Raw genomic sequence first — 25,071 nt, forward strand, 5'->3', positions numbered from 1 at the left:
AAAGAGATAATAAAAATCTTAATCTATAGAGGTATGTGCATACATTATTATAGTTGGAGGGAAAGAATAAATGTCTACGAAATGGGAAAAATCAGAAGGTAACGTTGGCGTTTTAACAATCGAAGTTGATGCTAAAGAAGTAAATAACTCTATCGACGCTGCATTCAAAAAAGTAGTAAAAACAATTAATGTACCAGGTTTCCGTAAAGGAAAAATGCCTCGTCCATTATTCGAACAACGCTTTGGTATTGAATCTTTATACCAAGATGCTTTAGATATCATCTTACCAAAAGCATACGGTGAAGCAATCGATGAAGCTGGTATCTTCCCAGTTGCTCATCCTGAGATTGACATCGAGAAATTCGAAAAAGGCCAAAACTTAATTTTCACTGCAAAAGTTACTGTAAAACCTGAAGTTAAATTAGGTGATTACAAAGGTTTAGCAGTAGAAAAAGTTGAAACAACTGTAACTGACGAGGATGTAGAGAACGAAGTAAAAGCTTTACAAGAGCGTCAAGCTGAACTAGTTGTTAAAGAAGAAGGAACTGTTGCAGATGGTGATACAGCTGTAATCGACTTCGAAGGTTTCGTTGATGGCGAAGCATTTGAAGGCGGAAAAGGCGAAAACTATTCTCTTGCAATCGGTTCTGGTACTTTCATCCCAGGTTTCGAAGAGCAAGTAATTGGTCTTAAATCTGGTGATTCTAAAGAAGTTGAAGTATCATTCCCAGAAGAGTACCATGCTGCTGAATTAGCTGGTAAACCAGCGAAATTCAACGTAACAATTCACGAAATCAAAACAAAAGAACTTCCTGAGTTAAACGACGAGTTCGCTAAAGATGCTGACGAAGAAGTTACAACTCTTGATGAATTAAAAACAAAACTTCGTACAAACTTAGAAGAAGGCAAGAAGCACGAAGCTGAGCACAAAGTACGTGACGAAGTAGTAGAATTAGCTGCTGCTAACGCTGAAATCGACATTCCAGAAGCTATGATCGACACTGAGTTAGATCGTATGGTTCGTGAATTCGAGCAACGTTTAAGCCAACAAGGTATGAACCTTGAGCTTTACTACCAATTCACAGGTACTGACGCTGACAAATTAAAAGAGCAAATGAAAGAGGATGCACAAAAACGTGTAAGAATCAATCTTGTTCTTGAAGCTATCATTGAAGCTGAAAACATCGAAGTTACTGAAGAAGAAGTAACTGCAGAAGTTGAAAAAATGGCTGAAATGTACGGTATGCCAGTAGACGCTATCAAGCAAGCTCTTGGAAGCGTAGACGCTTTATCTGAAGATCTTAAAGTGCGTAAAGCTGTAGACTTCTTAGTAGACAACGCTGCATAATAAAATAACAAGGCACGATTTTAATCGTGCCTTGTTTTATAAATATAGAAATATATTTATAAAACTTTTCGATGAAGAAGGAAAAGTTCCTTTGTAAGTCGAATATACATATTTCAAAAGTTTTAAAATTTTTTTATTTGTACATAACTAGTCATATTATTTGTATTTCTCGCCACGTAGTGACATAATATGTATTTACATACGATACATTTATCGTGTACATACGAAGGCAAGAGGTTAGCACTTTGTAAGGGGTGTGAAAATATGTTTAAATTTAATGATGAAAAAGGTCAATTGAAATGTTCTTTCTGTGGTAAAACACAAACGCAAGTTCGAAAGCTAGTTGCAGGTCCAGGTGTTTACATTTGTGACGAGTGTATTGAGCTTTGTACTGAAATTGTACAAGAGGAGCTTGCGAAGGACGAAGAAGTAGAATTCAAAGATGTACCGAAACCGGTAGAAATTCGTGAAATCTTAGATGAGTATGTCATCGGACAAGATAACGCGAAAAAAGCACTAGCGGTAGCGGTATATAACCATTACAAACGCATTAATTCTAACAGCAAAATTGATGATGTAGAATTGGCGAAGAGTAATATTTCACTTATTGGGCCAACTGGTAGTGGTAAAACATTATTGGCACAAACATTAGCGCGTATTTTAAATGTTCCATTTGCGATCGCGGACGCAACATCTTTAACAGAAGCTGGATATGTAGGGGAAGATGTAGAAAACATCTTACTAAAATTAATCCAATCAGCTGATTATGATGTAGAGAAAGCGGAAAAAGGAATCATTTATATTGATGAGATTGATAAAGTGGCACGTAAGTCCGAAAATCCATCAATTACACGTGATGTATCTGGTGAAGGCGTACAGCAGGCACTTCTGAAAATTTTAGAAGGTACTGTAGCAAGCGTTCCACCTCAAGGTGGTCGTAAGCACCCGCATCAAGAGTTTATTCAAATTGATACAACGAACATCCTATTCATTTGTGGTGGAGCGTTTGATGGCATCGAGCCTATTATTAAACGTCGCCTTGGTGAGAAAGTAATTGGATTTGGTGCTGAGAAGAAAAATGCTGATGTAAATGAGAAGCATGTTTTATCTCACGTTTTACCAGAGGATCTTTTAAGATTCGGTTTAATTCCGGAGTTTATCGGTCGTCTTCCAGTTATTGCGAACCTAGAGCCGCTTGATGAAGATGCTCTTGTAGATATTTTAACTAAACCGAAAAATGCACTTGTTAAGCAATTCCAAAAACTATTGGAGCTTGACGATGTTGAGTTAGAGTTTGAAGAAGGTGCACTAGTTGAGATTGCGAAAAAAGCAATTGAACGTAAAACAGGTGCTCGTGGACTTCGTTCTATTATTGAAGGCTTGATGCTTGATGTAATGTTCGAACTGCCATCTCGCAAAGATATCGAGAAGTGTATTCTTACGAAAGAAACAGTAGTTGATAATGAACCGCCAAAATTGGTGTTACAAGACGGTACTGTACTTGATACAAAAACATCTGCATAATGCGAAGAAGAAACAGCAATTTTTATAATTGCTGTTTTTCTTTATGTTTAGCACTATTCCTCCCAGGAAATACTAAAAGGTAAAACATAGCGGGAGGAAATGAATTATGAGCTGGACAAATATATTTTTACTTGTTCAACTTGTTTTTGGCGTAATTGTCGGATTGTACTTTTGGCATTTACTTCGAAATCAGCGAACACAAAAAGTTTCAATTGATCGAGAATCGAAAAAAGAATTAGAGCAGCTTCGTAAGATGCGTGAGGTTTCTTTAACAGAGCCACTTGCGGAAAAGGTACGTCCTACATCCTTTGTAGACATTGTAGGGCAAGAAGACGGGATTAAGTCGTTAAAAGCGGCTCTTTGTGGTCCTAATCCGCAACATGTGATCATATACGGTCCGCCAGGTGTCGGAAAGACAGCGGCAGCACGCCTTGTGTTAGAAGAAGCGAAACGAAATCCGAAATCTCCATTTCGTACAAATGCAACATTTATCGAACTTGATGCAACGACAGCCAGGTTTGATGAGCGTGGTATTGCGGATCCATTAATTGGTTCAGTGCATGACCCGATTTATCAAGGAGCAGGTGCAATGGGGCAAGCGGGTATCCCGCAACCGAAAAAAGGGGCTGTAACAGATGCGCATGGTGGTATTTTGTTCATTGATGAGATTGGTGAATTACATCCAATTCAAATGAATAAAATGCTAAAGGTGTTAGAAGATCGGAAAGTATTTTTGGAAAGTGCGTACTATAGTGAAGAAAATTCGATGATTCCAACGTATATACATGATATTTTTCAAAAAGGTTTACCTGCAGATTTTCGCTTAGTTGGTGCAACGACGCGTTCACCAGAGGAAATTCCTCCTGCAATTAGGTCGCGTTGTTTAGAAGTGTTCTTCCGTGAGTTAGATACAGAAGAAATTCAAAAAGTAGCGAAAAATGCAGCTGACAAAGTGGAAATGCAAGTAGGTGAGAACGGTATCGAAATGATTGGAATGTATGCAAGAAATGGACGAGAAGCAATTAATCTCGTGCAAATTTCTGCTGGTATGGCGATAAATGAAGAACGACCTTTCATTAAAGATGAAGATATTGAGTGGGTTGTTCATTCTAGTCAGCTTACACCAAAGTACGAAAAACGTATTTATCCAATTCCGAGAATCGGTCTTGTGAACGGGCTTGCTGTATATGGGCCGAATACAGGTACGTTATTAGAAATTGAGGTAACAGCTATTCCTGCGAAAGATAAAGGGTCAGTAAATGTCACTGGAATTGTAGAAGAGGAAAGTATTGGTAGCCAAACGAAATCAATCCGCCGTAAAAGTATGGCGAAAGGTTCTGTTGATAATGTGTTAACAGTACTTCGTTCTCTAGATGTGTTGCCAGAAGGGTATGATATACATATTAATTTTCCTGGTGGTATCCCGATTGATGGTCCTTCAGCAGGTATTGCTATGGCAACAGGTGTCTATTCAGCGGTGCATCGTACGTATGTGAATAATGAAGTAGCGATGACAGGTGAGATAAGTATCCATGGAGAAGTGAAGCCTATTGGTGGTGTGTATGCAAAAATAAAAGCTGCGAAAAAAGCGGGAGCTAAGAAAGTCATCATTCCGGCTGAAAACATGCAACCATTTTTGTATACAATAAAGGGAATTGAGATCATTCCTGTTCGCAAATTAAAAGAAGTATTTGAATTAACATTTATGCAGGAAAATATGCATCGTGAGCTTGATGCACATACTGCTTTGGATGAAACAGATGCGCAATCAATGTGAGAATATACAATAATAAAAATTTGCCAGACTTCGTTTAAGTTTGTATGCTTAAGCGAAGTCTTTTTTCTTTTCGTGAGGCACAAAAAAACAGGAGATTTACAATTGCGAAGAATCTCTGCAATTGCATCTAGATGTATTGTAATATAAAATAGTTGAACAGGAGTTTAATTTATTATGGAGGTGCTATGTCTAGTATGAATACGAATGAAAGAATTGTACCCCTCCTACCATTAAGAGGCATTCTCGTATATCCAACGATGGTTCTGCATCTTGATGTAGGACGTGATAAATCGATACAAGCACTAGAGCAGGCGGCAATGGATGAAAATATCATCTTTTTAGCAATGCAAAAAGAAATGAATATCGACGATCCTAAAGAAGATGACATATATAGTGTAGGTACAGTGGCGAAAGTGAAGCAAATGTTAAAATTGCCGAACGGTACGCTTCGTGTCCTTGTAGAAGGTTTACATAGAGCAGAAGTAGTAGAGTTTATCGAAGAAGAAAGTCTGGTACAAGTTTCTATTAGAACAGTAGCTGAAGAAGTAGAAGATGATTTAGAAGAGAAGGCTCTTATGCGTACGTTACTGGAGCATTTCGAACAATATATTAAAGTTTCGAAAAAAGTTTCAAATGAAACATTTGCAACGGTAGCTGATGTAGAAGAACCCGGAAGACTAGCTGATTTAATTGCTTCTCACTTACCGATTAAAACGAAGCAGAAACAAGAGATTTTAGAGATTGTATCTGTGAAAGAACGACTACATACACTTATTTCAATTATTCAAGATGAACAAGAGTTACTTAGCCTAGAAAAGAAAATTGGACAAAAAGTGAAGCGTTCAATGGAGCGCACGCAAAAAGAATATTTCTTACGTGAGCAAATGAAGGCGATTCAAACTGAACTTGGTGATAAAGAAGGCAAGGGCGGGGAAGTTGAAGAACTTCGTGAGAAAATTGAACAGTCGGGAATGCCTGAAGAAACAATGCAGGCTGCACTGAAAGAATTAGATCGTTATGAAAAGTTACCTGTAAGTTCTGCTGAGAGTGGTGTCATTCGTAATTATATTGATTGGTTATTAGCTCTCCCATGGACAACAGCAACAGAGGATATGATTGACCTCGCTCATTCGGAAGAAATTTTAAATAAAGATCATTACGGTCTTGAAAAAGTGAAAGAGCGAGTACTTGAATATTTAGCTGTACAGAAGTTAACGAATTCATTAAAAGGACCAATTCTTTGTCTAGTAGGACCTCCTGGGGTTGGGAAAACATCGTTAGCACGTTCTATTGCAACATCGTTAAATCGTAACTTTGTACGTGTTTCTCTTGGTGGTGTGCGCGATGAATCTGAAATTCGTGGTCACCGTCGTACATATGTAGGAGCGATGCCAGGACGTATTATTCAAGGTATGAAAAAGGCAAAAACAGTTAATCCAGTCTTCTTATTAGATGAGATTGATAAAATGTCTAACGATTTCAGGGGAGACCCATCAGCGGCGTTACTTGAAGTGTTAGATCCAGAACAAAACCATAACTTCAGTGATCATTACATTGAAGAGCCATATGATTTATCGAAAGTTATGTTCGTTGCAACTGCTAATACACTTGCAAGTGTTCCTGGCCCATTGCTTGACCGTATGGAAATCATTTCGATTGCTGGTTATACAGAACTTGAAAAGGTGCACATTGCTCGTGAGCATTTATTGCCGAAACAATTAAAAGAGCACGGTTTGCGAAAAGGTAATTTGCAAGTGCGTGATGAAGCGCTTCTTGAAATTATTCGTTATTATACACGCGAGGCTGGTGTTCGTACGTTAGAGCGTCAAATTGCAAAAGTTTGCCGTAAAGCAGCAAAAATTATCGTTACAGCAGAACGCAAGCGCATTGTTGTAACAGAGAAAAATATTGTTGATTTACTTGGTAAGCATATATTCCGTTATGGTCAAGCTGAAAAAACAGACCAAGTTGGTATGGCAACAGGTCTAGCATACACAGCAGCGGGCGGCGATACACTGGCAATTGAAGTGTCTGTAGCGCCAGGAAAAGGGAAATTAATTTTAACAGGGAAACTTGGGGATGTTATGAAAGAATCCGCACAAGCCGCGTTTAGCTATATTCGTTCTCGTGCAGAAGAACTTCATATTGATCCGGATTTCCATGAGAAAAACGATATTCATATTCATGTTCCAGAAGGAGCAGTTCCAAAAGATGGACCGTCAGCAGGTATTACGATGGCAACGGCACTTATTTCTGCACTAACAGGTATTCCTGTAAGTAAAGAAGTTGGTATGACAGGTGAAATTACACTTCGTGGTCGTGTATTACCAATTGGTGGTTTGAAAGAAAAAACATTAAGTGCTCACCGCGCGGGATTAACAAAAATTATTTTACCGGCGGAAAATGAGAAAGATTTAGATGATATTCCAGAGAGCGTAAAAGAAAACCTTACGTTTGTGCTTGCATCTCATTTAGACGAAGTATTGGAGCACGCATTAGTAGGAGTGAAACAATGAAAGTAACAAAAGCAGATATTGTAATTAGTGCCGTTAAACCGGAACAATATCCAGACAGTGATTTACCAGAAATTGCCTTAGCAGGTCGTTCTAATGTCGGGAAGTCTTCCTTTATTAATAAAATTTTAAATCGTAAAAAGTTAGTACGTATTTCTTCTAAACCAGGAAAAACGCAAACGCTGAACTTTTTCTTAATCAATGAAATGATGCATTTTGTTGACGTTCCAGGTTATGGATATGCGAAAGTATCTAAAACAGAGCGCGCGGCATGGGGCAGAATGATTGAGACTTACTTTACAACACGTACGCAATTAGACGCAGCTGTATTAGTAGTTGATTTACGTCACCAACCAACAAAAGATGACATTATGATGTATGATTTCTTAAAGCATTATGAAATCCCAACAATTATTATTGCAACGAAAGCCGATAAAATTCCGAAAGGGAAATGGCAAAAGCATTTAAAAGTTGTAAAAGAAACGCTTGCTGTTGAAATTGGCGATGAAATCGTTCTATTCTCTTCTGAAACAGGACTTGGAAAAGAAGAAGCATGGAAAGCAATTCATAGAATGACAAAAACAAAAAACGCGTGACGAATGTCGCGCGTTTTTTTTATTTACTAAACCTTTAGCGTACGTTTAATGTAACTTCAATATTTCCTCTTGTTGCTTTAGAGTAAGGACATACACCGTGAGCGGCTTCTACAAGTTCTTGTGCTTCGGCATGAGAAACACCAGCAACATGTACGTCAAGTACAGCAGATAGTCCGAAACCACCATCTGTATCTTTACCGATAGAAACGTGTGCAGTCACTTCTGTACTTTCCACTTTCATACGTTTTGTACGAATTACAAGTTGCAATGCGCTATCAAAGCAAGCTGCATAACCAGCTGCAAATAATTGTTCTGGATTTGTTGCCTCTCCGCCTGCGCCACCTAGTGCTTTTGGCATTTTTACATCAAGATTTAATATGCCATCATCTGAAACTACCTTACCGTTTCTTCCACCTGTAGCTGTTACTGAAGCAGTATATAATTTATCCATGTTTATTCCCCTTTTCTATCATCAATTTTTTTCATTGTTTCAATTAATGTGTTTAATTGGATTAATAAAGAATGATATTCTTGCTTTGTAATTCCTAAATTTGTAGCCATCGTTGTCGGTAATGAACAAGCTATTTCTTTTAAATCTTTACCTTGTTCTGTTAATTCAATACAAACTTTTCGCTCGTCTTCTTTTGAACGAACACGTTGTACAAGTTTTAATGATTCCATCCGTTTTAACATAGGTGTTAAAGTACCAGAATCTAAAAATAGACGTTCTCCAATTTCTTTTACTGTTAGTCCGTCTCGTTCCCAGAGTACGAGTAAAGTAATGTACTGGGGATATGTAATGCCCATTTCTTCTAAATAGGGTCGGTAAAAACGAGTAACCTCTTTAGAACAAGCGTAAATAGAAAAACAAAGTTGGTTATCTAGATGTAAAGGATTTTCTTTCATAAGCAACTCCTTATATTTTTAAATTGTGCACAATTTAATTTTGTAAAATCAATATAACGAAAAATAAATACAATGTCAAATGCATTGCATTGAGAAAGTGAGTACTATATTTTGGAACAATCATACATATTTTCCTTCATGATGAAAGAAGATAGAAAAGATGATGTTATAATTAATATGGAATAGTTTCCATCACTTGATTATGAGGACTTTTTTTGGTAACGTACAAATAGAGTTATTATTTTATAATCATTATAAAGTAGAGAGTTCTTTATTAATCTTACTGAAGCTCCTTTATTACATATGGAGAAAAAATAATCAGTTGTTCACACGATTGTCAGATTCATAAGAGGAAAGTTGTATTATGATAGTAGATAAAGTGATAAAACGGGTGAAGGGGGACATGCTGCGTGCATATTCTTGTTGTTAGTGTAAATTATCGAACAGCCCCTGTAGAATTTCGTGAGAAACTCACATTTCAGGCAGCAGAGCTAGAGCAAGCAATGACTACATTACAAAACCAAAAGAGCGTACTAGAAAATGTCATTGTATCAACTTGTAATCGCACTGAGATTTACGCTGTTGTCGATCAATTACACACGGGACGGTATTACATTAAGAAGTTTTTAGCTGATTGGTTTCAGCTTGAAATAGAAGAAGTCGCACCATACTTGTCTATTTTTGAACAAGATGGCGCAATAGATCATTTATTCCGCGTAACGTGCGGTTTAGATTCTATGGTTGTTGGAGAGACGCAAATTTTAGGTCAAATAAAAGATAGCTTTTTAGAAGCGCAACAAGTAAAAGCGACAGGTACAATTTTTAATGAGTTGTTTAAGCAAGTGGTTACGTTAGCAAAACGTGCGCACTCAGAAACAACGATTGGTGAAAGTGCGATGTCTGTTAGTTATGCTGCTGTTGAGCTCGGAAAGAAAATATTTGGGGATTTAACAGATTGTCATGTACTTATTCTTGGTGCGGGTAAGATGGGTGAACTTGCACTGCAAAACTTATACGGAAGCGGTGCTCGTAAAGTAACAGTTATGAATAGGACGCTTACGAAAGCGGAAGTGATGGCTGAGAAATATATGGGACATGCAAAGCCTTTAAGTGAATTGCAATGTGCATTATTAGAAGCGGATATTTTAATTAGTTCAACGGGTGCATCAGAATATGTCATTACGAAAGAGATGATGACGAAAGTAGAGAGAATGCGCTCTGGTCGTCCGTTATTTATGGTTGATATTGCAGTACCACGTGATATTGATCCTGCGATTGATGAATTAGAAGGCTCTTTCTTATATGATATCGATGATCTGCAAGGTGTAGTTGAAGCAAACCGTGCTGAACGTTTAAAAGAAGCAGAGAAAATTCAATTTATGATTGAAGAGGAAATGGTTTTATTTAAAACGTGGTTAAGTACGCTTGGTGTTGTACCGTTAATATCGGCTCTTCGTGATAAAGCGCTAGCAATTCAAAGTGACACGATGGAAAGTCTTGAGCGAAAAATACCAAACCTTAGTGATCGTGAGAAAAAAGTAATTAGTAAACATACGAAAAGTATTATTAATCAATTGTTAAAAGACCCAATTTTAGTAGCAAAAGAATTAGCTGCTGAAGAGGGAGCTGGCGAAAAATTAGCTTTATTTGCGAAGATTTTTGATTTAGAAGTGGAAGAAGCGGGAAATACGGAAGAAGTAGAACATAAAAGAGCGTGGACACCATCCGTTCCATCTTTATAACTTGGAAGGATGATCGGATGAGTTTTTTAAATAACAGTATTATTTATCATATTGCAATTATTTTATATGCTTGTAGCATTAGTTTATATTTTATAGATTATTTTCAAAGTAACCGAAAGGCGAACCGATTTGCTTTTTGGTTACTTTCGATTGTATGGGTATTGCAGTCTATCTTTATGTTGCTTAGGGCTACAGATTCAGAAACGAATCCTATTTTAACTTTATTGTCAGGGATTTATTTTTATGTTTGGTTATTGATTACGATGTCATTAGTCATTAATCGATTTATGCGCATTGACTTTTTAGTCTTTTTTACAAATGTTGTAGCATTTGGCGTAAGCGCTTTTTCTATTTTTACACCGCTCGGAAAGATGTCGCCAGTACTTGCAGAGCAATTAGTTTCAGAACTTGTATACGTGCATGTCGGTATGGCGATTATTTCTTATGCAACGTTTACTGTATCGTTTATTTTTTCTATTATGTATTTATTGCAATATCGGCTATTAAAAAAGAAAAAATGGAATGCGAGATTAAGAAGGTTAGGGAATTTGCCGAAGCTTGAATCTATGTCTTACGGATTAAATTTATTTTCTGTTCCGTTTTTCTTATTAGCAATTATATTAGGATGCATATGGGGATATACAAAATTGGATAATTTCCATTGGTATGATACGAAAGTAATCGGGTCTTTTGTCGTTCTATTTGTATATTGCGTGGGCTTATATTTACGAGCGGCAGATGTGTTGCAGGGTAAGAAAATTGTGCTGTGGAATATCGGGGCATTTCTCGTAATGCTAGTTAACATTTTTTTATTAAGCAGTTTATCTAATTTCCACTTTTGGTATTTATAATGAGGAGAGAGAATTATGCGCAAAATTATTGTAGGTTCACGAAAGAGTAAACTAGCATTAACACAAACAAATTGGTTTATCGATCAATTAAAAGCGCTTGGTTTACCATATGAATTTGAAGTGAAAGAAATCGTCACAAAAGGTGATGTTATTTTAGATGTTACTCTTTCAAAAGTAGGCGGAAAAGGTTTATTTGTAAAGGAAATTGAACATGCGTTGCTTACGAAAGAAATTGATATGGCTGTACATAGTATGAAAGATATGCCAGCTGTACTTCCAGATGGATTAACGATTGGTTGTACGCCAAAGCGCGTTGACCCTCGTGATGCTTTTATTTCTAAAAACGGAGAATTGTTTAAAGACTTAGCAGAAGGCGCGATCTTAGGGACGAGTAGTTTGAGACGTAGTGCACAATTACTAGCTGCGAGACCAGATTTACAAGTGAAATGGATTCGTGGGAATATCGATACACGCTTACGTAAGTTAAAAGATGAAGATTACGATGCAATTATTTTAGCGACAGCTGGATTACAGAGAATGGGCTGGGACGGAGAAGTTATTACAGAACATTTAGACGAAACGTTATGTGTACCAGCCGTAGGACAAGGCGCATTAGCGATTGAATGTCGTGAGGATGATAAGGATTTACTTCAGTTGTTAGCACATATTAATGATGCAGTAACAGAAAGAACAGTGGCTACTGAACGAGTATTTCTTCATAAACTTGAAGGTGGATGCCAAGTTCCAATCGCTGGATATGCAACTCTTAAAGAAAATGATGCAATCGAATTAACGGCGCTGGTCGGTTCTATGGACGGTTCTGTTTTATTGAAAGAGATAGTAGTAGGCACTGATCCGAAGCAAGTTGGATTAGAGGCTGCGGAACGTTTAATTAAACAAGGAGCAAAAGAGCTCATCCTTGCTGCAAATAAGGAGCAACAATAAATATGGATGCTCTCGCTGGCAAAATAGTATTGATTACACGTGCCCAGCATCAAGCGAAACAAATGAGTGTAGCAGTGAAAGAAAGGAGCGGAATTCCATTGGAAATTCCGCTTTTGCGTATGGAAGGCACATCTCATAGGCAAATTCAACGTATAACAAGGCAACTACATTTGTATGACTGGGTTATTTTTACGAGTAAAAATGGTGTAGCTTTTTTTCTAGATGGTTTGAAAAAGAAAATACCATTAACTATTAAAATTGCTGCGGTAGGCGTGAAAACAAAATTAGAGTTAGAAAAAAGGGGCTATCAAGTGGACTTTGTTCCAACTTCATTTGTTGCAGAAGTATTTGCAGAAGAGTTTGTAAGAAAACTAAGTGGAAACGAGTGCATTCTATTTCCGAAAGGGAATTTAGCAAGAGATGTAATCCCGGTTAAACTTAGGGAATTTGGTGTTTTTCTAGATGAGCTAATCGTATATGGTACGAAGGTGAATGTAGAGAAAAAACAAGAACTTATAACAGCATTGAAATTAGGGGAAGTAAATATTATTACATTTACGAGCCCTTCAACTGTTGATAGTTTTGTTCGTTTACTTGAGGGTACAAACTGGAGAGAATGGACGAAAAAATGTACAATTGCTTGTATAGGGCCTATTACGGAAAAAGAGGCGCTCCTTTATTTTCCACATGTTATTGTGCCGAAAGAGTACACTGTAGAAGCATTACTGCAATGCATTTGTGAATCTATAAAGTGAAACTTTAATCAGTGGGGGTTTTGTTCATCCCCCACTGATTATTAGCCTTCACCAATCGGGCGTTTACGGGCAGTTGATCTCCCGCCTAACTTCTTTGCTCCAGCCGAATTTTGAGGTGGGGGTCTTACTGCCCGCAAATAGCGGGATAAAATAAAAGAATGGGGATAGAAATCTATGAATTCTTTACAATTTAATCGTCATCGTCGTCTAAGACAAAGCGGGGGCATGCGTGCACTTGTGCGTGAAACATTTTTACATACAGAAGATTTTATTTACCCTATTTTTGTATTAGAAGGAGAAAATACTCGTAATGAAGTTCCTTCTATGCCAGGCGTATATCAAATGTCTTTAGACTTATTGCAAGCTGAAATGCAAGAGGTCGTTGATTTAGGCATTCGTTCTGTTATTGTATTTGGTTTACCTGCTGAAAAGGACGAAGTTGGATCATCGGCATATTGTGAGCATGGAATTGTACAGCGTGCAATTAAGCAAATTAAAGATGAGTTCCCAGAGCTAGTAGTAGTTGCAGATACATGTTTATGTCAATTCACAAGCCATGGTCATTGCGGTGTTATAGAAGATGGCGTTATTTTAAATGATGAGTCTCTTGCAGTTCTTGCAAAAACAGCTGTAAGTCAAGCGAAAGCAGGCGCAGACATTATTGCACCATCAAATATGATGGATGGATTCGTAACAGCAATTCGCCATGCATTAGATGAAAATGGTTTCGCGCATGTACCAGTTATGTCGTACGCTGTGAAATATTCATCAGCATTTTACGGACCGTTCCGTGATGCAGCACATGGTGCACCGCAGTTCGGTGACCGTAAAACATATCAAATGGACCCAGCGAATCGTATGGAAGCATTCCGTGAAGCAGAATCAGATGTAATGGAAGGGGCAGACTTCTTAATTGTAAAGCCAGCTCTTTCTTATTTAGATATCGTTCGTGATGTGAAAAATAGCTTTAACTTACCAGTCGTTGCTTATAACGTAAGTGGTGAATATTCGATGATTAAAGCAGCAGCGCAAAATGGTTGGATTAATGAAAAAGAAGTTGTACTTGAGAAATTAATTAGCATGAAACGCGCAGGAGCAGACTTGATTATTACGTATCATGCAAAAGATGCAGCAAGATGGTTACAAGAAGGAGGCGCTAAATAATGAAAAAGTTCGATAAGTCGATTGCGGCGTTTGAAGAGGCACAAAATTTAATGCCTGGAGGCGTAAATAGCCCTGTTCGTGCCTTTAAGTCTGTTGGTATGAATCCGCTGTTTATGGAGCGCGGAAAAGGCTCTAAAGTATATGATATCGATGGGAATGAATACATCGATTACGTATTATCGTGGGGACCTTTAATTCATGGTCATGCGAACGACCGTGTTGTTGAGGCTTTAAAAGCTGTTGCTGAAAAAGGAACAAGCTTTGGTGCCCCAACAGAAATTGAAAATAAATTAGCACAGCTTGTTATTGAGCGCGTGCCATCAATTGAGATTGTACGTATGGTTAACTCTGGAACAGAAGCGACAATGAGTGCACTACGTTTAGCTCGAGGTTATACAGGGCGTAACAAAATTTTGAAATTCATTGGTTGTTATCATGGTCATGGTGATTCTTTATTAATTAAAGCAGGTTCTGGTGTGGCGACGCTAGGTTTACCAGATAGCCCTGGTGTACCAGAAGGTGTAGCGAAAAATACGATTACAGTAGCGTACAACGATTTAGAAAGTGTAAAATATGCTTTCGAACAATTCGGTGATGACATCGCTTGTATAATTGTAGAACCAGTGGCAGGGAATATGGGTGTTGTTCCTCCACAACCAGGATTTTTAGAAGGACTTCGTGAAGTGACAGAGCAAAACGGTGCACTACTTATTTTTGATGAAGTAATGACTGGATTCCGTGTTGCTTATAATTGTGGACAAGGTTACTACGGCGTAACTCCTGACTTAACTTGTTTAGGTAAAGTAATCGGTGGTGGCTTGCCGGTAGGAGCATACGGTGGGAAGGCAGAGATTATGCGTCAAGTTGCACCAAGCGGACCGATTTACCAAGCCGGAACATTATCGGGTAATCCACTTGCAATGACAGCAGGCTATGAAACGTTAGTGCAGTTAACACCAGAATCATATGTGGAATTTGAGCGTAAAGCAGAAATGTTAGAGGCTGGACTACGTAAGGCAGCTGAAAAGCATAATATCCCGCATCACATTAATCGTGCAGGTTCTATGATTGGTATTTTCTTTACAGATGAGCAAGTTATTAATTATGATACAGCAAAATCTTCAAACTTAGAATTCTTTGCAGCTTACTATCGTGAAATGGTAGAACAAGGTGTATTTTTACCACCTTCTCAATTTGAAGGTTTATTCTTATCGACAGCACATAGTGATGCAGATATTGAGGCGACAATTGCGGCGGCCGAAATTGCAATGTCAAAATTAAAAGCATAATTTCTTAGAGAAAATCGCTTTCCATTAGGGGAGCGATTTTTTTTATTCATAAAGTAGCCTTAGGGAACATAAATCTGTAATGACCTATAGTTTGGGAGGGGGAAAAGAAGTGGCAACAGATCATTCATTACGATTTTCATTAAAAGAATCTGTTTGGTTCCAGAAGGGACAGGAAGTCGAAGAACTTTTGTCAATTTCGTTAGATCCAGACGTTGAGATAGAGGAGCTCGATCATGAAGTTATCGTGAGAGGGCAATTAGATTTAACGGGAGAGTACGTTGCAAGGCAAGATGATTCAGCTTATTCATTAAGAGAGCTATCACCAGCAAAGGCAATTGATTATGTAGAAACAAGGGCAGACGGGGTTAATGAGCTTGTCCATTCCTTTCCGCTCGAAATATCAATTCCAAGAAATCGAGTGAAAGTAATTGAAGAATTATATGTATCAATCGAGGAATTTGATTATGAATTAAAGGAAAATGGTTGCTTACAACTATTAGCGGATATATCTATTACAGGTTTATGTGACGAAGAAAGAACCGAGGATGAAGAGGAAGAGACGGCGTATGCCGAGTTGGAAGCTGATTCAGCTGAAGAAGATGAAAGTAGACCTGCGCCGCACGAAGAGGTACCAGCCTATAAAGAATCAGATGGATGGGAAGATTATGCATTTGAACCGTTTCAGTTAGAAGAAAGAAAAGAGCAAGAAATAGAAGAAGAGGAATTAGAAGAACAGGAACTTGTGGAGCGTGAAGAGGAGCAAGAAACGACGCCACAATTTGAATTGTTCGGGCGGAAAAATTTCAAGAAAGAAAAAGCAAAAAAGCAGGAAGAGCCAGAGGAAGAAGCATATTCACAGCGAGATGAAAATGCACTTTATTTAACGAAATTATTTACGAAAGAACCAGAAGAAGAATTTACGAAGTTAAGAATGTACTTCGTACAAGAAGGAGACACAATTGAATCGGTTGCAGAACGTTATGAAACGACTGTACAAAGCTTATATCGTGTAAATCAATCAGAAGATATATATTTAACTACAGGGCAAATTATATATATTCCTGTTTCAAAAGCAACAGCGAAATAAGTGAGTGAGTTTTTTCACTCACCTCTTTTCTTTTCCTAGAAGCTATGTTTTGAATAAGAAAGGGTTATTCGTATGGATATTGAATTACGAAATCGCTATGAACCCATTGTGAGGCAATATAGATTGGACACTCAGCATATGGAAGAGCACGGAAGTGTAATGAAAATTTATACGAATCAAGGTCCGTATGCGTTAAAGAAAATACAAGATAGAAAATTAGAGCGGAATAATTTTTTGCACCATATTCAATATTTGAAGGAGAAAGGTTTTTCGAATTATGTACCTATCTATCATGCGACGGACGGGAATTATGTTTTAAGTGATGGGACGTATAGCTATTATTTAATGCCTTGGTTAGAACGTGCGGAAGGAAATGGCGAAGATAATGATCAATACCATAAGATGTTTCAAACTCTCGGGACGTTGCATCAAAAAACGGTGAAAGAGGAAACTTATACAGAAGAAGATTTAGAAAAACATTATACAAATATATCCGAACGTTGGGAAAATGATGGTGAGATATTAGAAGAGTTTCTTGTAGAATCTGAAGCGAAGTGGTATATGTCGCCATTTGAATTACAATATTGTACGTATTATCACCATGTTATGAGAGCACGTGAGTTCGCAACGAAACAATTAAGTGAATGGCATGATGCAATGAAAGAAAAGGAAACGACACGTACTACTTTCGTTCATGGAAATGTATCGCTTAATCACTTTTTATTTGATTATGAACGAAACGGTTATTTTATTAGTTTAGAAAAGTCTCAGTTTGCTACACCGGTACAGGATATCGTCAGCTTTTATTCAAGGTCTTTAAACACATATCCAATTGCGCGGAGTGACCGCTTTGAATGGTATCAAATGTATCAAAAAAATTTTCCGTTTACGAAAGAGGAGCAGATTCTTATGTTTGCGTATATGACGTACCCGTCGCATTTTATTCGGCAAATTCAGTCGTATACGAAAAGAAGAAAGAGTCGTAATGAAGAAAATGAGCTTCGCGGGGTGAAAAGCCTGCAGCAATCGCATTGGCTCATTAGCAATACAGAATATTTCCTTTCGCAATTACAAGCTGCCCAGCAAGGGAACGGATAAAGTGAAACTTTAATCAGTGGGGGGTTTGTTCATCCCCCACTGATTATTAGCCTTCACCAATCGGGCGCTTACGGGCAGCGGGGCTTCCACCTAACTTCTTTGCTTCAGCCGAATTTTGAGGTGGGGGTCTTACTGTCCGGCAAATAGCGGGATAAAAAAGATAAGTAGGGAGAACCCTGCTTATCTTTTTTTATTAGTTCCATAAAGAGATAAAAGCCGTAGTTTCAAATTTATCTTGACGAATAAGGTTTCGTTTTTTACACTATTGTATATAATAATTAACAATCACATAAATGCATTGAAGGGGAAGAGTATAACATGAAACGTCTTCAGAGAGGGGAACCATTGGCTGGGAGGTTCTCTAGATAGTTATGTTAGAAGGTAGCCCTGGAGCATCTTTTCTGAACGGAATGATTCTTATTAGGAAAAGACGGATTTGTCCGTTATCAAATTAAGAGTATAAGCAAATTCTGAATTTGTTTGTAAATAAAGGTGGTACCGCGATGTCCCTCGTCCTTTTTTGGATGAGGGGCATTTTTTATTTTAAGGAGGGAAAATAATGTCAAACACGGAAAAAAATTTACCAACTAAATATGATCATATGTCCGTTGAAGAAGGCCTTTACAAGTGGTGGCTTGAAGGCAAATATTTCGAAGCAACAGGAGATGAGAAGAAACAACCATATACAATTGTAATTCCACCTCCGAACGTAACTGGTAAGTTACACTTAGGTCATGCTTGGGATACGACACTTCAAGATATTTTAACTCGTACAAAGCGTATGCAAGGTTATGATGTATTATGGCTTCCAGGAATGGACCATGCTGGTATCGCAACGCAAGCGAAAGTAGAAGGGAAACTTCGTGAAGAAGGTATTTCACGTTACGATCTTGGCCGTGAGAAATTCCTTGAAAAAGCTTGGGAATGGAAAGAAGAATACGCTTCTCACATTCGTCAACAATGGGGGAAAGTTGGTTTAGGACTAGACTATTCTCGTGAACGCTTCACATTAGACGAAGGTTTATCTAACGCTGTTAATAAAGTATTCGTTCAATTATATGAAAAAGGCTTAATTTACCGCGGTGAGTATATCATCAACTGGGATCCAGCAACACGCACAGCTCTTTCTGATATTGAAGTAATTCATAAAGAAGTTCAAGGTGCATTCTACCATATGAACTATCCGTTAACAGACGGTTCTGGGCACATTCGCCTTGCAACTACTCGTCCAGAAACAATGCTTGGTGATACAGCAGTAGCAGTTCATCCAGAAGATGATCGTTACAAACATTTAATCGGAAAAACAGTTACACTTCCAATCGTAGGCCGTGAGATTCCGATTATTGCTGATGAATACGTAGAAAAAGACTTCGGAACAGGCGTTGTAAAAATTACACCAGCTCATGACCCGAATGACTTTGAAGTAGGTAACCGTCATGACTTACCACGTATTTTAGTAATGAACGAAGATGGAACGATGAACGAAAAAGCTGGTAAGTACAACGGTATGGATCGTTTCGAATGCCGTAAAGAGTTAGTGAAAGACTTACAAGAAGCTGGCGTATTAGTAGAAATTGAGCCTCATATGCACTCAGTAGGTCATAGTGAGCGTAGCGGTGCAATTGTTGAGCCTTACTTATCAACACAATGGTTCGTAAAAATGGCTCCACTTGCTGAAAAAGCAGTAGAACTTCAACAAAAAGAAGAAGAAAAAGTAACGTTCGTACCAGAGCGTTTTGAAAACACATACTTACGCTGGATGGAAAACATTCATGACTGGTGTATTTCTCGTCAATTATGGTGGGGACACCGTATTCCAGCTTGGTATCATAGAGAAACTGGTGAAGTATACGTAGGCACGGAAGCGCCAGCGGATATTGAAAACTGGAATCAAGATAACGACGTACTTGATACATGGTTTAGTTCAGCACTATGGCCATTCTCAACACTTGGCTGGCCGAATGAAGATGCAGCAGACTTTAAAAAGTTCTATTCAACAGATGCTTTAGTAACTGGTTATGACATTATCTTCTTCTGGGTATCTCGTATGATTTTCCAAGGTTTAGAGTTTACAGGAGAGCGTCCATTTAAAGATGTATTAATTCACGGTTTAGTTCGTGATGAGCAAGGACGTAAAATGAGTAAATCTCTTGGTAACGGTATCGACCCAATGGATGTTATCGAGAAGTACGGTGCAGATGCAATGCGTTACTTCTTATCAACAGGAAGTGCACCAGGTCAAGATTTACGTTTCAGCATGGAAAAAGTAGAATCTACTTGGAACTTCATTAATAAAATTTGGAACGCATCACGTTTCGTATTAATGAACATGGATGACATGAAGTATGAAGAAATCGATTTAACTGGTGAAAAATCAGTTGCAGATAAGTGGATTTTAACTCGCTTAAACGAAACAATCGAAAGTGTAACACGTAACATGGATAAATATGAGTTCGGTGAAGCTGGTCGTTCATTATACAACTTCATTTGGGATGATTTCTGTGACTGGTACATTGAAATGGCAAAACTTCCACTATACGGTGAAGATGAAGCAGCTAAGAAAACAACTCGTTCTATTTTAGCTTACGTATTAGACCAAACAATGCGTCTATTACATCCATTCATGCCATTTGTAACAGAGAAAATTTGGCAGCATTTACCGCATGAAGGCGAGTCTATTACAGTAGCAGCATGGCCAACAGTTCGCGAAGATTTACAAGATAAAGAAGCGGCAGCAGAAATGCACCTTCTAGTTGATATCATTCGCTCTGTTCGTAACATCCGTGCGGAAGTAAATACACCAATGAGCAAAAAAGTTCAAATGCAAATTAAAGCAAAAGACGAGGTAGTACTAGCTCAGCTTACGAAAAACAGCTCTTACATTGAGCGTTTCTGTAACCCAAGTGAACTAACAATTAAGATTGATTTACAAGCGCCAGAAAAAGCGATGACTGCAATCGTATCAGGCGCAGAGTTATTCTTACCGTTAGCTGATCTTATCAATCTTGATGAAGAGAAAGCGCGTCTTGAAAAAGAACTTGAGAAGTTCGGTAAAGAAGTAGAACGTGTACAGAAGAAACTTTCAAACCAAGGATTCGTAGCGAAAGCTCCTGCAGAAGTTATTGACGGAGAGCGTGCGAAAGAGCAAGATTACCTAGAAAAACGCGAAGCGGTTCGTCAACGTCTAGCTGATCTTGAGAAATAAAGTGAAACTTTAATCAGTGGGGGGTGTTCATCCCCCCCCCCGCTGATTATTAGCCTTCACCAATCGGGCGTTTACGGGAGCCCGACTCCCGCCCAACTTCTTTGCTCTAGCTGAATTTTGAGGTGGGAGTCTTACTGCCCGGCAAATAGCGGGGTAAAAATGTTTTCAGAGACTCACTATATTGGTGAGTCTCTTTTCTTTGCGTATAATAGAATTACAGCCCTTTCCGAACGAGAAAGTCCATCGCCTTTAGGCATGGGATGAAAGTGAGGTTGGATACGGAGTGCCACTAAAAATCGTAAGGTTCGTGGTACTTTAAGTATACAAAGTATAGGTAGTTTCATTGGGTCTTTTTGTTGTGATTTTTCGAAAATAAATGATACATTGTAACTATGGTAAATGATTATAGAAGAACGTTGCAAAGTTTATGGACACGTTCTTATTTTGTTTCTACAGCTAAAAATGTAGCAAATGAAAATATGTTGAAAATCAAAAAACAAGGGGTGAAACGTATGTCACAGACCCTAACAGTGAAAGTGAAATTGATTCCAACAAAAGAACAAAGTCGTTTATTGGAAGAAAGTAGTCGTGAGTATATCAAAGTCATGAATATGCTTGTATCGGAAATGGTTGAAGCAAAGAAAAGTACGAAAAAAAGCACAAAAGATATCGAAGCGAATATCCCCAGTGCGGTGAAGAATCAAGCAATCAAAGACGCGAAAAGTTTGTTTGCTACAAAAGTAAAGAAAAGTAATTATAAAATCATTCCGATTCTAAAGAAACCTGTTTGTGTATGGAACAATCAAAATTATTCATTTGACTCCACTCATATTTCAATCCCGTTTAAGGTAAATGGAAAGTCCACTCGTTTAAAGGTCCGTGCTTTATTAATCAATAAAAAAAATCGCAATTTGGATTTGTTAAAACATAAGTTAGGTACACTTCGTATCACAAAGAAATCGAGTAAGTGGATGGCCCAAATATCTGTCACACTTCCTACAAATGAAAGAGCAGGAACGAAAGTTTTAGGGGTAGACTTAGGTCTCAAGGTCCCTGCAGTAGCAATCACAGATGATGACAAGGTTCGTTTCTTTGGGAATGGTAGGCAAAACAAATATAGGAAGCGTAAGTTTCGGAGTGTTCGTAAGAATTTAGGAAAAGACAAAAAAGTGAATGCCATTCGGCGATTTGATGATAAAGAACAAAGATGGATGCAAGAAAAAGATCACAAAATAAGTCGTGAAATCATTGATTTTGCGATTGCTAATCAGATTTCTGTCATTCGATCGTTTGGCACAATTTATTGCTTATAAAGCAACGATAGCTGGTATTCAGATTGAATATGTGAATCCAGCTTATACAAGTCAAAGTTGTCCGAAATGTGCTGAAAAGAATAAGGCTCGAGATAGAAAATACAAGTGTCCATGTGGGTTTAAGACACATCGTGATATCGTTGGAGCGATGAATATTCGCTACGCAACTGTGATTGATGGTAACAGTCAATCAGCCTAAGCACCTATATGGTCTGGTTTAGGAGGGGCAATGAGATGCCCTTATCTTGAAGGCTGTTCAAAACAGAAATGGACTGCGAACGCTTAGTTATTCAAGAATCCCACCCGTAAATCCGTAAGGATTCGGGCTTGCGACTTTAGTCGTGGGAGTCTCAAGAAGTTTGTCTTTTGAAAGGGGAATAGCAAACGTGATACATACATACGAAGAAGCAATAAGCTGGATTCATAGCCGATTGAAATTTGGGATAAAACCAGGACTAGAAAGAATGCAATGGATGTTAGAAGAACTCGGAAATCCAGAGCGTCATATAAAATGTGTTCATCTTGCCGGCACAAATGGAAAAGGTTCAACTTTAACATATATGCGCTACATGTTAGAAGGCGCGAAATATAAAGTAGGAACGTTTACATCGCCTTACATAGAAACATTCAATGAACGTATTAGTGTAAACGGAATACCGATTGCAGATGAAGAGATTGCGGAACTTGTAAATATGGTAAAGCCAGTCATTGAAAAATTAGATGAGACGGAATTAGGAGAAGCGACTGAGTTTGAAATCATTACAGTAATGGCAATTTGTTATTTCGGTAAAGTTAATTTCTGTGATGTTGTTTTATTTGAAACGGGGCTTGGGGGAAGATTTGATTCTACAAATGTTATTCATCCGGTTCTCACGATTATTACGAATATTGGTCACGATCATATGCATATTTTAGGAAATACACTAGGAGAAATTGCATATGAAAAGGCAGGAATTATTAAGTCTGGTGTTCCAGTTATTACTGGTGTGAAAAATGAAGAAGCATTACAAGTAATTCAAAAGGTTGCTAAGGAAAATCATGCAAGCTTATATGAATTTGGAAAACAGTTTACAACACTACATAAACATTCTAATGAAGATGGGGAACATTTTGATTTTGCTTGTCCATTTGCCTCGTTTGAAAATGTTCGGATTTCAATGAAAGGTATTCATCAAGCAGGCAATGCAGCGCTAGCGCTTATGGCAGTCATGTATTTAAAAACATATTTATCATTTTTAATTAATGAAGAGGAAATGAAAGCTGGCTTACAAGAAGCCTACTGGATTGGTCGATTTGAAAAGTTACAAAGTAATCCAGATATTATAATAGATGGTGCTCATAATCCAGAAGGTATTGAAAGTCTTGTAAAAACAGTAGAGGCACATTATAAAAAGAAGAATGTAATAGTTTTATTTACTGCTCTTGGTGACAAACAGTTACATAACATGGTAGGGCAATTAGAAAAAGTTGCTGATGAAATAATATTTACGACGTTTGCCTTTGATCGTGCCATTTCTGCTGACAAGCTTGCATCGTATTCACAACAAGAGTCAAAATTAGTTTTTGAAGATTGGAAAGAGGCAATTGATACAAAAGTTGGTATGATTGGAGAAAATGATGTCTTTATCATAACAGGTTCTCTTTATTTCATTTCTGAAGTTCGAAAATATATTCGCGAGAAAAACTAGATAGTCTTTGCTATCTAGTTTTTTGTTCTACAAATGAAGTCAAATGCATACATATAAGATAAATATATAGGGTTATTTGGCGAATTTCTCTGACAAATATCTCGTTTTTTTGCGAAGTGAATATGATATGATGCGGACAACGATAAGAGGTGAGGTGTGAGTGTATGGACAAGCAATCACGAACGATCTCAGTGAAAGTAAATGGAACAGAAGCGAAGTATGAGGAAAAAAAGAAGGATGAGTTTGACTGGATGGTAGTAGAAAGTGAAAGACTAAAAAACGTTGTTCCGTTTCAAAAAGCGAAATTAGTGTCTAAGGAAAAAAAACGAAAGAAGTGGAGTAATACAATAATTGCAATCGTTGCAACTGCAATTGTTATTGGTACGGCGTTTGGAATGGGAATGCTGCATTTACTTAATGGACAAGGGACGACAGGGGGAAGCGAAGTAACAGCTTCGAAGCAGACGGGGAATGAAGAATCAAAGGTGGGTGGAACGGCAGAGCAAACACCGGCACCAAAAGAGGAAAAACAAAAAGCGCAGGTAGGAACGTCATTAGACCCGATGAAATTATTTTTTGTTCAAGGAGGGATTTATTCTTCCGAAGAAAAGGGACAGGCCGCTCTTGAAGAGTGGAAAGGCAATGGAGGCGTGGCTGCTTTGAAACCGAGTGGTGATAAGTATGCGTTAGTTGTTGGTATTACGAGCGATGAACAGGCTGTTAATCAATTAATAGATCAGTATAAGCAAGATGGTGTTTCAGTTTTGAAAAAAAATTGGGATATTACAGATAAAGCATTGCTCAAAAATGATAAAGAAGTAGGAATGTTTTTAGCGAAAGTGCAGCCATTATATACTCATTTAACAAAATATGTGTCCAGCGTACAAACTAGTGGAAAAAGTAATCCAAAAGATATAGAGGCGATTGAAAAAGAGTGGAAAGCTATTGAAAAGGAAGCGAAGAGTATGAAGCGTGAAGATGCGAAGAAGCTTTATACGTATACGTCAATAGCGGTGCAAACGATTAAGGAAGGGAAGGGCGATAAGGAATCTGTAGCTAAATTAAATCAAGTTATTATTGATGGATTACTTTCGTACGAAAAAATGGTTTCACAAAAAGTAAAATAATAAGATAATAAGATGAAGGAGAAAGAAGTACATATACTTCTTTCTTTTCTTTTGAATTTAGAGCAAAGTGCTTTCTGTATGGGCAGAATATAATCGTATTTAAAAAGAACTATTATTTTGTTTAGAGAAAATGATATTTCTAG

18 protein-coding genes, 1 pseudogene and 1 other annotated feature are annotated in these 25,071 nt (G+C 37.8%); of the genes and pseudogenes, 17 read left to right on the forward strand and 2 right to left on the reverse strand.

What is annotated here, in order from left to right:
* Window positions 1–70 precede the first annotated feature (70 nt).
* The 5 genes from tig (at window position 71) to yihA (ending at window position 7,758) form a co-directional block, all read left to right on the forward strand.
* Window positions 71–1,348 carry a trigger factor gene (tig, locus tag MKX77_RS02175; protein WP_215554315.1) on the forward strand — a complete coding sequence of 426 codons (1,278 nt, stop codon included), beginning with the start codon at window positions 71–73 and terminating at the stop codon, window positions 1,346–1,348.
* A 264-nt stretch (window positions 1,349–1,612) separates the two neighbouring features.
* Window positions 1,613–2,872, forward strand: coding sequence for an ATP-dependent protease ATP-binding subunit ClpX (gene clpX, locus MKX77_RS02180; protein ID WP_215554314.1), 1,260 nt, complete (start codon window positions 1,613–1,615; stop codon window positions 2,870–2,872).
* Window positions 2,873–2,978: 106 nt separating this feature from the next.
* Window positions 2,979–4,649 carry an ATP-dependent protease LonB gene (gene lonB / locus MKX77_RS02185; protein ID WP_215554313.1) on the forward strand — a complete coding sequence of 557 codons (1,671 nt, stop codon included), beginning with the start codon at window positions 2,979–2,981 and terminating at the stop codon, window positions 4,647–4,649.
* Between the two features lie 185 nt (window positions 4,650–4,834).
* On the forward strand, window positions 4,835–7,165 hold the full coding sequence (gene lon, locus MKX77_RS02190; RefSeq protein ID WP_341305703.1) for an endopeptidase La: 2,331 nt from the start codon (window positions 4,835–4,837) through the stop codon (window positions 7,163–7,165).
* Complete coding sequence (yihA, locus tag MKX77_RS02195; protein ID WP_215554311.1) at window positions 7,162–7,758, forward strand: ribosome biogenesis GTP-binding protein YihA/YsxC; 597 nt, start codon at window positions 7,162–7,164, stop codon at window positions 7,756–7,758. Before lon ends, yihA begins: the two co-directional genes overlap by 4 nt.
* Before the next feature lie 34 nt (window positions 7,759–7,792).
* On the opposite strand, the gene MKX77_RS02200 is transcribed toward yihA, so the two are convergent.
* Window positions 7,793–8,209, reverse strand: a complete 417-nt coding sequence (locus MKX77_RS02200) for an organic hydroperoxide resistance protein (protein WP_002015349.1) — start codon at window positions 8,207–8,209, stop codon at window positions 7,793–7,795.
* Between the two features lie 2 nt (window positions 8,210–8,211).
* The gene (locus tag MKX77_RS02205; RefSeq protein WP_215554310.1) at window positions 8,212–8,664 is read right to left on the reverse strand and encodes a MarR family winged helix-turn-helix transcriptional regulator; all 453 of its coding nucleotides are present in this window, start codon (window positions 8,662–8,664) and stop codon (window positions 8,212–8,214) included.
* Between the two features lie 410 nt (window positions 8,665–9,074).
* On the opposite strand from MKX77_RS02205, the gene hemA reads away from it, so the two are divergent.
* From hemA to MKX77_RS02265, 12 genes and pseudogenes are all read left to right on the forward strand, one after another.
* Complete coding sequence (gene hemA, locus MKX77_RS02210) at window positions 9,075–10,406, forward strand: glutamyl-tRNA reductase (protein WP_002112063.1); 1,332 nt, start codon at window positions 9,075–9,077, stop codon at window positions 10,404–10,406.
* A gap of 17 nt (window positions 10,407–10,423) precedes the next feature.
* Window positions 10,424–11,257 carry a cytochrome c biogenesis protein gene (locus MKX77_RS02215; RefSeq protein WP_215554308.1) on the forward strand — a complete coding sequence of 278 codons (834 nt, stop codon included), beginning with the start codon at window positions 10,424–10,426 and terminating at the stop codon, window positions 11,255–11,257.
* A 15-nt stretch (window positions 11,258–11,272) separates the two neighbouring features.
* The gene (gene hemC / locus MKX77_RS02220) at window positions 11,273–12,202 is read left to right on the forward strand and encodes a hydroxymethylbilane synthase (RefSeq protein ID WP_341305704.1); all 930 of its coding nucleotides are present in this window, start codon (window positions 11,273–11,275) and stop codon (window positions 12,200–12,202) included.
* Between the two features lie 2 nt (window positions 12,203–12,204).
* Window positions 12,205–12,957: a uroporphyrinogen-III synthase gene (gene hemD, locus MKX77_RS02225; protein WP_341305705.1), complete on the forward strand. Its 753-nt coding sequence runs from the start codon at window positions 12,205–12,207 to the stop codon at window positions 12,955–12,957.
* Window positions 12,958–13,131: 174 nt separating this feature from the next.
* Window positions 13,132–14,121, forward strand: a complete 990-nt coding sequence (gene hemB / locus MKX77_RS02230; protein ID WP_002112058.1) for a porphobilinogen synthase — start codon at window positions 13,132–13,134, stop codon at window positions 14,119–14,121.
* Complete coding sequence (gene hemL / locus MKX77_RS02235) at window positions 14,121–15,410, forward strand: glutamate-1-semialdehyde 2,1-aminomutase (protein WP_002112056.1); 1,290 nt, start codon at window positions 14,121–14,123, stop codon at window positions 15,408–15,410. Before hemB ends, hemL begins: the two co-directional genes overlap by 1 nt.
* Before the next feature lie 79 nt (window positions 15,411–15,489).
* On the forward strand, window positions 15,490–16,497 hold the full coding sequence (spoVID, locus tag MKX77_RS02240; protein ID WP_215554305.1) for a stage VI sporulation protein D: 1,008 nt from the start codon (window positions 15,490–15,492) through the stop codon (window positions 16,495–16,497).
* 72 nt (window positions 16,498–16,569) lie between these two features.
* The gene (gene ysxE / locus MKX77_RS02245; RefSeq protein ID WP_002112053.1) at window positions 16,570–17,595 is read left to right on the forward strand and encodes a spore coat protein YsxE; all 1,026 of its coding nucleotides are present in this window, start codon (window positions 16,570–16,572) and stop codon (window positions 17,593–17,595) included.
* Between the two features lie 289 nt (window positions 17,596–17,884).
* Window positions 17,885–18,116 (forward strand) — a binding site (T-box leader).
* Between the two features lie 38 nt (window positions 18,117–18,154).
* The gene (locus tag MKX77_RS02250; protein ID WP_341305706.1) at window positions 18,155–20,800 is read left to right on the forward strand and encodes a valine--tRNA ligase; all 2,646 of its coding nucleotides are present in this window, start codon (window positions 18,155–18,157) and stop codon (window positions 20,798–20,800) included.
* Between the two features lie 512 nt (window positions 20,801–21,312).
* Window positions 21,313–22,312, forward strand: a pseudogene (locus tag MKX77_RS02255) (RNA-guided endonuclease InsQ/TnpB family protein).
* Between the two features lie 187 nt (window positions 22,313–22,499).
* Entirely contained in the window at window positions 22,500–23,801 is a 1,302-nt protein-coding gene (locus MKX77_RS02260) for a bifunctional folylpolyglutamate synthase/dihydrofolate synthase (RefSeq protein ID WP_341305707.1), read from the forward strand.
* A 164-nt stretch (window positions 23,802–23,965) separates the two neighbouring features.
* Entirely contained in the window at window positions 23,966–24,928 is a 963-nt protein-coding gene (locus MKX77_RS02265; RefSeq protein ID WP_341305708.1) for a stage II sporulation protein B, read from the forward strand.
* Window positions 24,929–25,071 lie beyond the last annotated feature (143 nt).

Source organism: Bacillus sp. FSL R9-9410 (assembly GCF_038050385.1).
Lineage (GTDB): Bacteria > Bacillota > Bacilli > Bacillales > Bacillaceae_G > Bacillus_A > Bacillus_A cereus_U.